This is a genomic window from Clostridium chromiireducens (genome assembly GCF_003575225.1).
In the GTDB taxonomy this organism is placed as follows: Bacteria; Bacillota; Clostridia; order Clostridiales; family Clostridiaceae; genus Clostridium; species Clostridium chromiireducens.
On the sequence record NZ_QXDJ01000005.1, the window covers coordinates 242,082 to 257,188 of the forward strand.

General features: G+C 29.5%; 10 protein-coding genes and 1 pseudogene. All 11 read left to right on the top strand.

Annotated elements, in window-relative coordinates:
- Positions 1 to 229: 229 nt before the first annotated feature.
- The 11 genes and pseudogenes from D2A34_RS19775 to D2A34_RS19825 all read left to right on the top strand — a co-directional run bounded on the left by D2A34_RS19775 (position 230) and on the right by D2A34_RS19825 (position 15,101).
- On the top strand, positions 230 to 1,291 hold the full coding sequence (locus tag D2A34_RS19775; protein WP_119367755.1) for an FAD:protein FMN transferase: 1,062 nt from the start codon (positions 230 to 232) through the stop codon (positions 1,289 to 1,291).
- 48 nt (positions 1,292 to 1,339) lie between these two features.
- Complete coding sequence (locus tag D2A34_RS19780) at positions 1,340 to 2,806, top strand: FMN-binding protein (protein WP_119367756.1); 1,467 nt, start codon at positions 1,340 to 1,342, stop codon at positions 2,804 to 2,806.
- 244 nt (positions 2,807 to 3,050) lie between these two features.
- Positions 3,051 to 3,416 (top strand): annotated as a pseudogene (locus D2A34_RS19785) (NAD(P)H-dependent oxidoreductase); the annotation flags it as partial.
- A gap of 14 nt (positions 3,417 to 3,430) precedes the next feature.
- On the top strand, positions 3,431 to 4,147 hold the full coding sequence (locus D2A34_RS19790; protein ID WP_079439539.1) for a response regulator transcription factor: 717 nt from the start codon (positions 3,431 to 3,433) through the stop codon (positions 4,145 to 4,147).
- Complete coding sequence (locus D2A34_RS19795) at positions 4,131 to 5,522, top strand: sensor histidine kinase (protein WP_119367757.1); 1,392 nt, start codon at positions 4,131 to 4,133, stop codon at positions 5,520 to 5,522. Before D2A34_RS19790 ends, D2A34_RS19795 begins: the two co-directional genes overlap by 17 nt.
- A gap of 286 nt (positions 5,523 to 5,808) precedes the next feature.
- On the top strand, positions 5,809 to 6,765 hold the full coding sequence (locus D2A34_RS19800; protein ID WP_119367758.1) for an NAD(P)-dependent oxidoreductase: 957 nt from the start codon (positions 5,809 to 5,811) through the stop codon (positions 6,763 to 6,765).
- A gap of 415 nt (positions 6,766 to 7,180) precedes the next feature.
- Positions 7,181 to 7,897 (top strand): CoA transferase subunit A, encoded by a 717-nt coding sequence (locus tag D2A34_RS19805; protein ID WP_079439400.1) that lies wholly within the window; start codon positions 7,181 to 7,183, stop codon positions 7,895 to 7,897.
- Between the two features lie 11 nt (positions 7,898 to 7,908).
- Positions 7,909 to 8,562: a 3-oxoacid CoA-transferase subunit B gene (locus tag D2A34_RS19810; protein ID WP_079439401.1), complete on the top strand. Its 654-nt coding sequence runs from the start codon at positions 7,909 to 7,911 to the stop codon at positions 8,560 to 8,562.
- Between the two features lie 283 nt (positions 8,563 to 8,845).
- Positions 8,846 to 9,451, top strand: coding sequence for a hypothetical protein (locus tag D2A34_RS19815; RefSeq protein ID WP_079439402.1), 606 nt, complete (start codon positions 8,846 to 8,848; stop codon positions 9,449 to 9,451).
- 610 nt (positions 9,452 to 10,061) lie between these two features.
- On the top strand, positions 10,062 to 12,557 hold the full coding sequence (locus D2A34_RS19820) for a GxGYxYP domain-containing protein (protein ID WP_423243123.1): 2,496 nt from the start codon (positions 10,062 to 10,064) through the stop codon (positions 12,555 to 12,557).
- 123 nt (positions 12,558 to 12,680) lie between these two features.
- On the top strand, positions 12,681 to 15,101 hold the full coding sequence (locus D2A34_RS19825; RefSeq protein WP_312291556.1) for a histidine kinase N-terminal 7TM domain-containing diguanylate cyclase: 2,421 nt from the start codon (positions 12,681 to 12,683) through the stop codon (positions 15,099 to 15,101).
- The last annotated feature ends 6 nt before the right edge of the window (positions 15,102 to 15,107 follow it).

The window sequence follows — 15,107 nt, forward strand, 5'->3', positions numbered from 1 at the left end:
TGTGATTTATGCTTAAAATATATACCACATCTGAAAGAGCTCCTTCTCTTTCGGTAAGTTATCACATAAATTTAACATCTATTTTGTTTTAAAGTTTTCTATCCCCATAAAATTCACACAAATAAATGTTAGAATACGTTCAGAAGTTGTAGGTGTAGGTGGAAGGAAAACTCAAAGAATTAGGTGGTTTTAAAAATTTAAAATCTTATATTATGGGGGTTATTAAAAATTGATTAGATTAATTCAGCAAAATTTATTCTTAGGAATTGTTATTGGAGTTCTTATAATAGTTATTGCAACTTATGTAGTTAATAAAAATAAGAAAGAAAGTGAAGAAACTATTGTAAGAGAATTTTATGGACTTGGTACAATAATACGATTGAGAGTGGATGGAAAAAATGGAGAAAAAGCCATTCAGGAAGCTATGGATAGACTCAATATTATAGAAAATAAAATGTCTGTATTTAAAGAATTTAGTGAGGTCTCCATGATAAATAAAAATGCTGGAGCGTCAAATCAAGCTGTGAGTACAGATACTTACTTTGTAATAAATAAAGCAGTAGAATACAGCAGGTTATCAGAAGGGACTTTCGACCCAACTATAAAACCTATAGTAAGTCTATGGCGTATAGGAAGTGATAATCCTAGAATACCAAGTAAAAGTGAAATTACTAATAATCTTAAACTCGTTAATTATGAAGATATAATTCTTGATGAAAAGAGCCATTCAATAGGTTTAAAACATACAAACCAATCAATTGATATTGGCGGAATAGCCAAAGGATATGCTGCAGATGAAGTAAAGAAAGTTTTTGAAAATTACAGGATTAAAAGCGCTTTAATTGATCTTGGAGGAAACATCTATGCTTTGGGCACAAAGTCTGATAAAACCTTGTGGAATGTTGGTATTCAAAATCCTTTTGATACTCGTGGAGAACATATTGGAGTTATTAGTGTAGAAAATAAATCTGTAGTTACATCAGGAAATTATGAAAGGTTTTTTACGAAGGAAGGAAAAATATATCACCACATAATTGATCCTAAAACAGGATATCCTTCTGAAAGTGAAATTATAAGTTCAACAATAATTTCAGATCACTCCATTGATGGGGATGGACTATCTACAGGGGTTTATATAATGGGGCTTGAAAAGAGCATTAAATTAATAGAATCCTTGAAAGGAATTGATGCTATTTTTATTACTAAAAGTAAAGAAGTATATGTGACTTCAGGGATAAAAAATAATTTTAAGATAACCAATACACAATTTACTTACAAGGATAGCCTATAAGAGAAAAACAAAATTTATTAAAGTGAATAGTAGAATAGGAGAGAGACGATGAAAAAAACAATATCAAAGTTACAAGGATTGAGATTAATTTCTCAAATTATGTTTTTAATTTTAATGCCAGAATTAGTTGCAGTGATTTTTAATCAATTAAAAAAGCTATACTCAATGATTCTTAAAGGAAATTTTGATGTAATATCAGTATGGCCTCAATTATTAGCAATGGTTACAATTTTTATTATAACCATAGTACTTGGGAGATTCTTTTGTGGATGGCTTTGTACTTTCGGAGCTATTAATGATTTTATTTACATGATATCAAAAAAAGTATTTAAAACAAAATTCAAAGTTAATGAAAAAGTAGATTCTATATTAAAATATTTTAAATATGTTATTTTAATATTTATAATAGTAGTTATTTGGACAAGCGGTAGTACAGTGTTTGATAGTTATAGTCCTTGGGATGCATTTGCACAGCTTGATAATATTTCGGGTGCTATAGCAGGTTATACAGGAGGATTTATAATACTTGCAATAATAGCAATTGGAGCAGTTTTTATAGAAAGATTTTTCTGTAGATACCTTTGTCCACTTGGAGCTGTCTTTTCAATCTTATCAAAGGCTAGAATTTTAAAAATAAAGAAACTTAGAGACAAATGTGGATCTTGTAGAATATGTACAAATAATTGTTCAATGGGAATAAAGCTTTATGAAATGGATAAGGTGATCAGTGGAGAATGTATAAATTGCTTTAAGTGCATAGATGTTTGTCCTAGAAAAAATACTAAAGTAAATATTTTAGGTGAAGATGTAAGTCCATTACTTCCTAGTGCAATAGCTATTGCTGCTTTTACTGGAGTAAATGCTTTAGGTGGCGTTATGAAGGATACAATGCCTAATCATTCATCAAATACTACTGTTGCTAGTAGCTCAGATATTAACAAATCAGAGCAAAAGAAATATAAAGATGGAACATATACAGGAGTAGGGAAAGGTAAGAATCCAGATTTAAAAGTTGCAGTGACTATAAAAGACAACAAAATCACAAATGTAGACATAGTATCTAACAATGAAACAAAGGGAAAAGAAGCCTTAAATACAGTACCTAAGGAAATTATAGATACACAATCTACAAGCGTTGATGTGGTATCAGGAGCTACAATGACAAGTAAAGGAATCATGGAAGCAGTAAATAATGCTTTAAGTCAAGCAGAAATCAATGTTTCATCAACAGCTAATAACCAAGGAAAATATAATGATGGAACTTATGATGGAATCGGACAAGGTAAAAGTCCAGATTTAAAAGTTGCAGTTACAGTAAAAGATGACAAAATCACAAATGTAGAGATTGTATCTAATAATGAAACAAAAGGAAAAGAAGCTTTAGCAGTAATTCCTAAAGAAATTATAGAAAAACAATCTACAGAGGTGGATGCAGTATCGGGTGCCACAATGACAAGTAAGGGAATTATGATGGCTGTAAATGATGCACTAAATCAAGCTGTAAGAAATAATTAATTCTCCTAATACAGACATAATTAAATTTCTTTGTAAATATCCATTTAATTAGATGCTTCATAGGCATCTAGTAAGAATAGAATATATTTATTTTTTCAAGGGAAAATAGAATGTATTTATATTTAAGGAGGAATTAATTATGAATCATTTGGTTGTATTTGCTAATCCAAACCCAGAAAGTTTTTGCAGAGGAATAGTGGATAGTATAGAAAAAGCATCAAAATAAAAAGGGGATAATGTTACTGTTAGAAATCTTTATGAAATAGGATTTGATCCTATTCTTAAACCAGCTGACTTTGAGGCTTTGCATAGTGGAAACATACCTGAAGATATAAAAACAGAACAAGACCATGTTAAATGGGCTGATGTCATTACATTTGTAAATCCTGTTTGGTGGGTAGGCCTTCCAGCAGTGTTAAAAGGGTATGTTGACAGAGTTTTTTCCTATGGATTTGCTTGTGAAAGTGTTGACGGAGCTCCAAGAGGTCCATTAAATGGGAAAAAAGCATTATTGTTTTGCACCACAGGCAGCCCTAATGAATATTATGCTCAAAATGGAATGCATAATTCAAGATATATTGATCGAATAAGTTATAATTATTTAAGTTAGGTAGGGGGTAAAATATGCTGGAAGAGAAAAAGGTTCTTATAGTAGATGATGAAAATAAGATAGTTGAAGTTATAAAATCATATCTAGAGAAGGAAGGTGCAATTGTATTTGAAGCATATGATGGTAATCAAGCATTAGAGATGTTTGAAAGGATTAATCCAGATTTAATAGTTCTAGATCTAATGCTGCCAGATATGACAGGTGAAGAAATCTGCAGCATAGTTAGAAAAAAATCTAGAGTACCAATTATAATGCTTACAGCAAAAATTGATGAAAAGAGTATAATTTTAGGATTACATATGGGCGCTGATGATTACATAACTAAACCTTTTAGTCCAAGAGAGCTTATAGCAAGAATATATGCTATATTTAGAAGACTTAATGAAGAAGTTGTACCTTTATCTAATGAAATTTCGTTTAATGATAATGATTTGGTAATAGATATGTTAAAGAAAGAAATACGGAAAAATGGAGAGAATATAGCGCTTACCTCAAGGCAATATAAAATATTGATGACCTTACTTAAGTATCCTAACAAGACTTTTACAAGGGAAGAGCTAATAAGCACGGCACTTGGAGATGATTATGATGGATATGATCGTAATGTAGATACTCACGTTAAAAATATAAGACAGAAGATTGAAACCAATCCTAAGGATCCACAGTATATAATTACTGTCCATGGAACAGGCTATAGGTTTGGAGGAGAATTTAATGAAGAAAAATCTTAGAAACAGACTTTCACTTTCATACATATTTATAACTATGATTTGCGTAGCACTCATTAGTATTCTTTCACACTTCTTTCTTGTAAATCAATTCAAAAATTATGTTATTCAAGAACGTGAAAGAGACAATAAAATTATTGTTGCAGCTATAAGTCGTGAGTATAGCGATAGTAAAACTTTTAATGTTGAGGCAATTCAAAGTATTGGTGCTGGTGCAATTGAAAATGGGTTATTTATCACTGTAAAAGATGCATCAAATAAAGTAATATGGGATGCTGAAACTTACAATAATATTAAATGTGAAGAAGTTAAAAATCGTTTGATTAGTACAATGGAAAAGATTTTTCCAACCTGGGAAAGTGAATATTCTAAAGATGAATATCCAATAATAAATAATTCTAATAAAGTAGGAACGATAAGTATAGGTCATTATGGCCCTTTTTATTATGATGAAAATGACATAATGTATTCAAAAACTCTAAATAAAATACTTATAGGTGTTGGAGCAGCTTCTTTATTATGTGCATTAATACTGGGATTGATAATGGCTGAAGGATTAAGCAGACCAATTTTGAAGGTTATAAATATAGCAGAGATGATTTCAAAAGGGGATTATAGTCAAAAGATTGAGAAGAAATCAAATGTTGAGGAGATAGACAAACTAACTGCCACTATCAATAGTCTTGGGTATTCTCTTAATGAACAAGAAAAATTAAGGCAAAGACTAACAAAAGATGTTTCCCATGAACTTAGAACTCCACTTTCTACTCTTCAAAGTCATATGGAAGCACTAATAGATGGAATATGGGAGCCAACCCCAGAGAGGCTTATAAGCTGCCATGAAGAGATACTAAGACTTAAACGTCTTGTAGGAGATTTGGAAAAGTTAGCACAGTATGAAAGTGAGAATCTCGTTTTAAATAAGACAAAGTTTAATATTGGTGAGGTTGTTAAAAATATAGTTCTAAACTTCGAAAAAGAATTTTTAAATAAAGGTGTATCTTTAATTTTTCATGAGAAAGATATTGTTGCATATTTAGATAAAGATAAAATAAGCCAAGTTGTAGTTAATCTAATATCTAATGCCTTAAAATATACTCAAAAAGATGGTAAAGTTGATGTTAATATATATGAAGATAATAATTATATTGAAATAAGCATTAAGGATACAGGGATAGGAATATCACAGGATGATTTACCTTATGTGTTTGAGAGATTTTATAGAGCAGATGAGTCGAGAAATAAATTAACAGGTGGAGCAGGGATAGGACTTACGATTTCTAAGTCCATCGTTGAAGCACATGGTGGAAATGTAACAGTAGATAGCATAATTGGTAAAGGAACTAATTTTATAGTAGAAATACCGAAAAAGGTTTAATATATCCATAAAGTGCATTAACTAGTTTATAAATTCACATTCTAATATGACATATGGAAATTGTGATTCATATGAAATTGATGATAATCTGTATTTTGCTTTATCCCAGATTACTACTTCATCTATTTTTTTACCAATTTTAATTTTGCATATTATATCACATATATTATATAATATTTATATGGCAGGAATAAAAATGCAAATATAAGAGTAAACACCTCATATGTTAAAATAATTAATAATTAAATAACCATAAAAAAGATTAAAAGGAAAGTTGTGGGAGAAAATGAGCAATATTATATTTCTTAATTCAAGTAAAGTAAATTTTGATAACAAACTTGATTTTTCATTACTAGATAAATTAGGCCAAGTTACTACATACGAAGATAGTAGTAATGATGAAATTTTAGAACGAGTTAAAGACCAAGAAATAGTAATTACAAAAGAGATGACAATTGGGAGAGATTTAATTGAAAAATTTCCGCCTTGTGTTAAATTAATCTGTGAAGCTGGTACGGGATATAATAATATTGATATTGAAGCTGCAAAAGAAAAAAATATATCTGTGTGTAATGTGCCAGGTTATAGCAGTGAAGCAGTAGCTCAGTTAGTTGTTACATTTATATTAAACTTAACTTCATCATTATCAGAGCAGCAAAGGATGATTGAAAATAAAAATTATGATAACTTTACTAAGTATCTTCAAGTCCCTCACTTTGAAATACAAAACAAAACTCTTGGAGTTATTGGTGCTGGAGCTATTGGTCAGCAGGTAATAAAAGTAGCTAAAGCCTTAGGAATGAACATACTTGTATACAGTAGAACTCCAAAATATTTAGGAGATTCAGCTATTAAATTTGTTAGTCTTGAGGAGCTTCTCAAGGAGAGTGATTTCGTTACTTTGCATTGTCCTCTGACAAGTGACACAAAGCATCTCATTAATAAGTCTAAATTAGAACTTATGAAACCAGAAGCTTGTATTATAAATACTTCAAGAGGTGCAATTATAAATGAAATGGATTTAATTGAAGCACTTAAAAATAGAGAAATTGCAGGAGCAGCACTTGATGTTCAGGAACAAGAACCTCCAGAATTAAATAATCCACTTTTTGACATGAAGAATGTTATTCTTACTCCACATATAGGATGGAGATGCCTTGAATCAAGACAAAGACTTGTAAACTTATTGGCTGATAACATTGAAGCATTTATTAAGGGAAGTCCTATTAATACTGTTTACTAATATTTGAAATATTTTTGAGGAAATGTGTTATAAATTGTTTATTGAAAGGAATTGCTAATTTTAAGCAGTTTCTTTTTTTATCTTAATTATTGGTAAATATCATGAAATATAAGATTAAAATGTTAATCGTTGATATAAAAAAGCAAAAAAATGAAATTGATAATTTAGGAATTGAAATTAAAATGGTAAGGAAATATATTTAGAGATTGGAATATTTTAATACATTCCTTTTACTGTATTAGGCGAAACTTCCTAGTTTTACGTACCTATAAATTAGATAAAACAGGAATGTAAACTATTTAATAATAATATATATTATAAGAGTAAGATTTCTAAAAAGAAAAAAGTAGTATCAAGGTATAAGTCTCTTTTAACAATTCATAGTATATAATGAAAATTTGGGGGTGTACAAAAAATGGCAGAGATTAAGACAGTGCAAGAAGCGGTAGAAAATATTAAAGACGGGATGAAAGTTATGACAGCAGGCTTTTTAGGAGTAGGTGCTCCATTAAAGATGATAGACGCATTAGCAGAAACAGATGTTAAGAACCTTACACTTATTCAAGCCGTATCAGCTCATCCGGGAGAAACACATGATATTGGTAAGCTTGTAGCAAATAAACAAATAAAAAAATTTGTAGGCGCACATATTGGAACTTGTCCTGAAATACAAGAACAATACAATGCAAGAGAACTTGAAGTGGAATTTATACCTATGGGAACTATAGTAGAATGTATAAGAGCTGGAGGAGCTGGGCTTGGTGCAGTTATAACTCCAACTGGTCTTGGAACTGAAATTGAAAAGGGAAGAGATAAACTTACTGTAGAAGGAAAGGAATATTTAGTATTTCCAGCAATAAAGGCAGATGTTGCCCTAATTAAGGGTTTTAAAGCTGATAAACTTGGGAATATCGTATATAGAGGGACAACTAAAGGAACAAATACAATTATGGCGCTTGCTGCTGATTTAGTTATAGCTGAGGTAGATGAAATTGTAGAAGTCGGCGAAATTCCCCCTGACAGTGTTGGAACACCGGCTATATTAGTAGATATAATTGTTCAAGGTGATTCTATTGAGGATAGAACAAAGTATTTTGAAGATTTATGGATAAGAACTAAAAAAATGAAATAAGGGGGTAAAAGATGGATAGTAAAGAGATTATTGCAAGAAGAATCGCAAAAGAGTTTAAAGAAGGAATGGTTGCTAATTTAGGATTCGGGATACCTAATATGGCTGCAAACTATTTGCCAGAAGGAATAGATATAATATTACAATGTGAAAATGGAGCATTGAAGTTTGGAGAAACTCCAGCTATAGGCAAATCTGATCCGGACTTGGCTAATTCTGGTGGCGCTCCAATTACTTTATTACCAGGAGCCTCAACATTTGAAATGGATCTATCCTTTGCAATAATAAGAGGAGGACATGTTGATATAACTGCATTAGGTGCCTTAGAGGTAGATCAAGAAGGAAATATTGCTAACTGGAAGATACCTGGAGTTTTTGCACCAGGCATGGGAGGTGCAATGGATCTTTTAGTAGGAGCAAAATATGTAATAGCTGCTTTAAATCACAATGACAAAAAAGGTAATCCAAAGGTGCTAAAGAAATGTACATTATCTTTATCAGCTGCAAAGTGCGTTGATCTTATAATTACAGATAAAGCGGTTATGAAGGTTACAGATAAGGGATTGGTATTAATGGAAGTAGCACCAGATTTAACTGTTGATGAAGTATTAAAGATCACTGATGCTGATTTAATAATAGATAAAGATGTTAAAGAAATGGATATATAATAATCGTGGTTAAAAAAATCAAGTAAAATTTTATTATTTGTTGTATTGTAAATATAGAATTTTGAAGAGTCTAAGGCTAGACAAAATCTAGCTTTAGACTCTTCGTTATCTTAAGGTGTAACTATAAAATTAAGAGGCATACAAATGAAAAAAGCTAAAATGAAAAAATATTTAACAATATTTATTTTTTTCGTCAGAAGATGATATTGAATTACGAATAGTATTAAGAAGGAAAAAAATATATTATTATGTTTAAATATGAAAGCAAGGAGTGTATTGGAAGATGAAAACTAAATTAATCAAAAAAATTATGATGTTAACAATTACAACAATCACTGCTATAGGAATGTTTTCTGTAGGTGCTTCAGCATCTTGGAGACAAAATACGCATGGTTGGTGGAATCAAAAAGGAAATGGATATTCAATGGGATGGGATCGAATCGGAAGTCAGTGGTTTTATTTTAATCCAGATGGATATATGAAAACTGGTTGGCTTAAAGATGGGGACAAGTGGTACTTCTTAAATTCAAATGGAGATATGAAGACTGGCTGGGTTCAAGATGCAGGAAAATGGTATTATTTAAATCCTAATGGAGATATGGCATATAATACAGCTGTTGATGGTTATATATTAGGTCCTGATGGTGCTTGGACAGTTGATATCAATGTTACTACTGGGGCAGCCGTTAATATTACCATAACTCCAACAACAGAGGCAGCAGTAACTTTACCGTTTAGCGGTAATGATGATAATAAGTATTTAGATAAATTCAACAAGGAAAAAGAAAAGGTTGAAAAGTTTTTGGATAAAACAAAGGAAAAATTAGATGAGCAAACTCAAAAAATGCAACAAAAATTAAACCAAGCTTGGTGGTACTTGCATAGATAAATATTATTATTAGTTTTTTATTAAAATCTATCTAAAATTATACTTAACACAAAATTAAAAGTTTTAAGGGCATAGAAGTTAATTCTCTATACCCTTTAATTTTTATGTGTATCGAGATTATTATAAAGATTCAAAAAGGTAACAATCCTAGAATATTAGCCTAAAATTAAAAAAAATAGAAGAGGTTATTTTGGAATATAACAATTGGATAAAGAAGAACAATAGAGAGGATAAAATAGAAAACAATGAGGATTTTTTACAAACAGAATAAGCTTTAAAAGATAGTAGACAGTAGAAATATTGTTTGCTATTTTTTATTTTTGTTAAGCTAATGTTAAGGAAACATTATTATAATAAGAATTGTTAAAAAAACTTTTTCATTAGTAACTCTTTAATTAAGCAGCCATTAATTTGGCTGTATTTTTTTATTTAAAATGAAAAAGGCAGTAACCAAAGTTACCATAAAGTACATTTGGCAATATAATTGTAATTTATGTACTAGTTATAAACCAATGAGTGGAGTTAGTATTTTTTTGAATAATAATGATTTTATTGTCGAATACTATTTTATGATTTATAGAATTACTATATAACAGAGGAGGAAATAGTATTGAATAAAAAATCGAAAAGGTTTATAACCTGGGTTATATTAATGACCATTGCTTTTTCATATATAATAAATGTAAATGTAATGGCCGAAATGACTAATGACAATGGTGTACATTTGGTTCTAGATGGGTTTAACAATAACAGTATCCTACCAAAACATTTTCGGAAAACTACTGATTTAACAGTTGTAAAAAACAATAAAGATTTGATTCTTAATGGCTTGGATAAATTAAATATTTCTGGAAGCCAACAATTTTCGGGAAATAACATCCAGCTATTAACAAAAGCTATTGATACTTCGTTGCCTATAACAGTAATAGATTTAAGGCAAGAATGTCATGGATTCATAAATGGATTTGCAGTAAGCTGGGCAGACGCAAAGAATAACGCAAATGTAGGGCTTACTAGAGATCAAGTTATAGCTAAAGAAAAAGAGGATTTAAAAAGTATCAAAATAAATGAACCCATAACTTTTTACAATAATTCTAAGGAAACTATGGTTGTTAAAACAGTTCAAAACGAAGAAGAACTTACTAAATCTAAAAATTTAGGATATCAAAGAATAACGGTTAGAGATGGTGGAATACCTACTGATGATATGGTTGATTATTTTATGGAAGTTATAAAAAATAAGCCAAAAGACTCTTGGCTCCATTTCCATTGTAAAGAAGGGATTGGAAGGACATCTACTTTCATGATAATGTATGATATGATTAACAATTATAAGGAAGTTAGTGCTGATGGAATAATTAAAAGACAATTAGCATTAGCAAATTTTGAAGATGTCACACTAAAGTCTTTTTATAATAATGAAAGAATAGGCTTTTTAAATAAATTTTATGATTATTGCAAAGCTAATGGTGATTCATTTAATACAAAATGGAGTAAATGGGAAAGTAAATCTTCGAGTATAGATAAAGCAGATAATTCTGATACTGCACAAGTAATGAATATGAATCCCGCTTATATAAAGAATAATATAATTCCTAAATCTTTATATGTTATTTCTTTAGATTCAATGCTACCTAGTGAAAGAACAATGATAACTAGCCTTCAGGGGCTAGTTAATAATCATTGTTCTTTTCAAATATATACGATTAATTCTTCTCAGCCAGATTATAAAATATGGTTGGAAGATTTAAAAAGTAATTACAAGGTATCCTATGAGATAATATCAGATCCGTGGCAGTTAGTAAGTATATACAAAGATTACATAAATGGATATGTGCTCTATAGCAGTAAGATGCCAAAAGATTCTTCAATAAATAATGCGTGTTCCTTGGCATCTTTAAATAAAGCTTTAGTTATTGATGAGACAATAGAGCCTAAAATAAAGGAGATGGGAATAGAACTTAAAGGAGATTGCAGGAATACAGATGAATGTTGGGCTTATAATAATTTATGGAATAAAGGATTAAATCATTCCATGGTAATAGAGCTCGCTCCCGATAGAATTGATGCATTAAGGGATTATGCGATAATGACTAAATCGTTAATATTTTATGAAAAAAGCATAGATAAAACAGTCCTTAGGGACAAGATATTTTCTTCAATGGAGGGTGATTCTACTTGCTTAGGTTGGGGACCAGATGAGTTTATTAATGTAAGTACTGCATCAAAACATGGTGTTAGTATGGTTGCAGCAGATTGGTCTTATAATTTAACTAGCTTAAGTGCTTTTAATAAGCCTCATCTCACTAAAAAATCTTCACTTACAGTTCCCAAAGAGGATAAAGTGCATTATGTTACGTTTATAATGTCGGATGGAGATAATCAGCAGTGGAACCTTGGAACTAACTATGGATCTCCTAAATGGTTTGGGTATGAAAATAGAGATAAACTTGCTTTAGGCTGGTCTATAACTCCAGCATTATATTACTTAACTCCGACTGTGTTCAATTTATATTATAAAAGTATAAGTAATGAAAACCAGAAAAATAACTTTATTGTAGCGCCTTCTGGAAATGGATACATATATCCAAGCAAATTTCCTCGTAATAAATTAAGTGTATATGTTAATTCGTTAAATGATTATATGAAAAAAGTTAATGAAAATTATGTTGCAATAATAGATGATTCAGCCTTTAATGATATTGAGCTTTGGGATAATTTCACTAAGAAGTCAAATATTCAAGGATTATTTTATCTTGATTATCATAGACATGATAATTATAAAGGAAAAATTTTATGGTCTAATAATAAACCTATTGTATCCTGCAGAGATTTACTTTGGGATTCCCTTGAAAATGAGGAGGATTTAGTGAAAAAAATAAATGATAGGGTTAATTCAGGACAAATAAATGTTCACAATTCAGAAGCTTACACTTTTGTTTATGTTCATGTCTGGTCAAAAGAAGCAGGAAATGTCGAGGAGGTAATAAACATGTTAAGAGACAACAAAAGTGTAAGGGTAGTCCCGCCTGAAGTTTTCATGGAATTGATAAAGAAAAATGTTAAACCTGATAAGCAAGAAATGGGATTTGCTAGAATTTATTAAAAATTATAGCAGTAACATAGAATATGTAACTATATGAATTTGATTGGGATCGCATCCATAAAAAATTAGACAAAAATCAGACTTCGAAAGAAATTTTTGGTATAATGTATGCGGGGTGGTACTTTGAACGTAAATATGTATTTTAGTTTGATACTTCTTATATCATCAATCATAATGATCCATATAGGAATTTTTTCTTGGAAAAAAAATAAGAAAGACATAGCTATAGCTTTCATTCCTGTAGTAATATATGAAATGGGATATGCATTTGAAATATTGTGTACGAACATTGAAAATGTAGTGTTTTGGATAAGAGTTGAATATATAGGGATAGTATTTTTACCGGTGATGTGGTTGATCTTTTCAATTAATTTTAATGGACACAAAGATAAACTTAAAAAGAGTACATTAATATCATTATGTATTTTTTCTATTATTACATTAATAATCAATTATACAAATGATTTTCATCATTTATTTTATAAGAATATATATATGAACAATGATGGTTTATTTCCAATTGTAGAAATAGTAAAAGGACCATGGTATTGGGTGAATATTGCTTATACATATATTTTATTGATTATAGGATTTTTGATTTTTGTATCTGCTTATTTTAAGGCGGTATACATTGTTAGAAAACAGCTATTATTTTTAATAATAGCTTGGGTAATTCCTTGGATTTCAGATATTATCTATATGTTGGGCATACTGCCTTTTAATTTAGATTTATGTCCGCTGGCATTTTCTTTTTCAGGCATAATTTCAAGTTTTGCTATATTAAACTATAAACTTTTAAAACTTACACCAATAGCTTTAGAGAAAGTTTTTTCCAATATGTTAGATGGGGTTATAATACTTGATTATGAAAACAATATAGTTAATTTCAACAACTCTTCTAAAAACATTATCGAAGAATTGAAAGATATTGAAGTAGGCGAGAAAAAAATTGATGAGATATTTAAGGAGTATAAAGAATTACTAAAAGCTATAAACAATAATATTTCTGATGAACATTTACTGACCATAAAAAATGATGAGCAGTTAAGGTATTTTAAGATTAATATTAACAATATATATGAAAAAAATGGAGATGTCATTGGAAAAGTATTGATTTTTAATGATGTTACTGAAAGTGAGCAGCAACGAAAGAAGTTATCAGATAATTTAAATTTTCTTCAAACGTTAATGGATGCTATTCCTAACCCGATATTTTCTAAAAATGAAGAAGGCGTATATAATCATTGTAATGCTGCTCTTACAGAATTTTTAGGAATGAGGAGAGAAGACTTTATAGGGAAGACTGTGAATGAATTGTTTGAAAACAGTCTGGCACAAATTCATAGTGAATATGATAAGAATTTAACTGATAACAGAGGAACTCAAGTTTATGAATCAAAGCTTATTCATAATGATGGCACATATCATGATGTGATTTTTAGTAAATCAGTGGTTGAAAGTGACTATGAAAATAATAAAGGATTAGTTGGGGTAGTAATAGATATTACTGAAGAAAAAAGGAATAAAGAGAAAATAAATAAGTTATTAAAGTTAAAAGAAGCAATGTCTAAAATTGGATATTTAATTAATGAAATAACTGATATTAATGATTTGCTTCAAATAATATTAAATGAAGTTATTAATTGCATTGATGATAGAAGTTGTGGTTCAGTATTACTTTTAGATGAGGATAAAAATATGAAAATAGCTGTAGCTAAAGGTTATGATTCACAAGAAATTAAGACATTTTCACTTAAGCTTGAAGAACATCGCTTGAGATTTAATGATGGAGAAAAAATAAATAAAACTGTTATTTTTAATAATATTGATAAATTTGGAGATATAATAATGCTAGACACAATAGAAGGAGAAAAAATAAGATCTGCTATGAGTTCGCCTATTGTTATAAATGATGAATTATATGGTTTCCTAAATATTGATAGTATATATAATAATATTTTTAGTGAAAATGACTTGGAATTGATGGAATATATGAGAAATCAGGCTTCGATTGCTATTATTAAGCATAAGCTTATTGAAGAGACTAAATATTTGTATAGATACGACAAATTAACGAATGTGTATAATAGAAGTTATTTTGAACAGGTGATTAATAAAGATATTTATAGTGATAGTATAAATAAAAATGAATTTTTAGCAGTAGTTTTTGATTTAAATAATTTAAAATATGTTAATGACAATTATGGCCACTTAATTGGTGATAAATTAATTATGACTTTCTCAGAAGAATTAATAAAATTAGCTGGAGATTCTGATATTATAGGAAGATATGGAGGAGACGAATTTATAGGTATTTTCTTTGATGTAGAATATCAAACGCTAAGTAACAAATTTGAAAAACTCATTAAACACTTTAAGAGTAATCCAATAATATTTGAGGATCATAAAATTGTATGCAGCTATAGTTATGGAATTGCTAATTCTCCAAGGGATGGAGCAGAGTTTGCTGAATTGGTAAAGGTTGCTGATGGACGTATGTATGAATATAAGCGTAAAGAAAAAAATACAATCAAGTTAAATTAGTGGATA

Excerpts from the sequence above, each read along its gene's own strand:
- D2A34_RS19780 (WP_119367756.1), top strand. The coding sequence starts at position 1,340 with ATGAAAAAAACAATATCAAAGTTACAAGGATTGAGATTAATTTCTCAA.
- D2A34_RS19790 (WP_079439539.1), top strand. The coding sequence starts at position 3,431 with ATGCTGGAAGAGAAAAAGGTTCTTATAGTAGATGATGAAAATAAGATA.
- D2A34_RS19795 (WP_119367757.1), top strand. The coding sequence starts at position 4,131 with ATGAAGAAAAATCTTAGAAACAGACTTTCACTTTCATACATATTTATA.
- D2A34_RS19800 (WP_119367758.1), top strand. The coding sequence starts at position 5,809 with ATGAGCAATATTATATTTCTTAATTCAAGTAAAGTAAATTTTGATAAC.
- D2A34_RS19805 (WP_079439400.1), top strand. The coding sequence starts at position 7,181 with ATGGCAGAGATTAAGACAGTGCAAGAAGCGGTAGAAAATATTAAAGAC.
- D2A34_RS19810 (WP_079439401.1), top strand. The coding sequence starts at position 7,909 with ATGGATAGTAAAGAGATTATTGCAAGAAGAATCGCAAAAGAGTTTAAA.
- D2A34_RS19815 (WP_079439402.1), top strand. The coding sequence starts at position 8,846 with ATGAAAACTAAATTAATCAAAAAAATTATGATGTTAACAATTACAACA.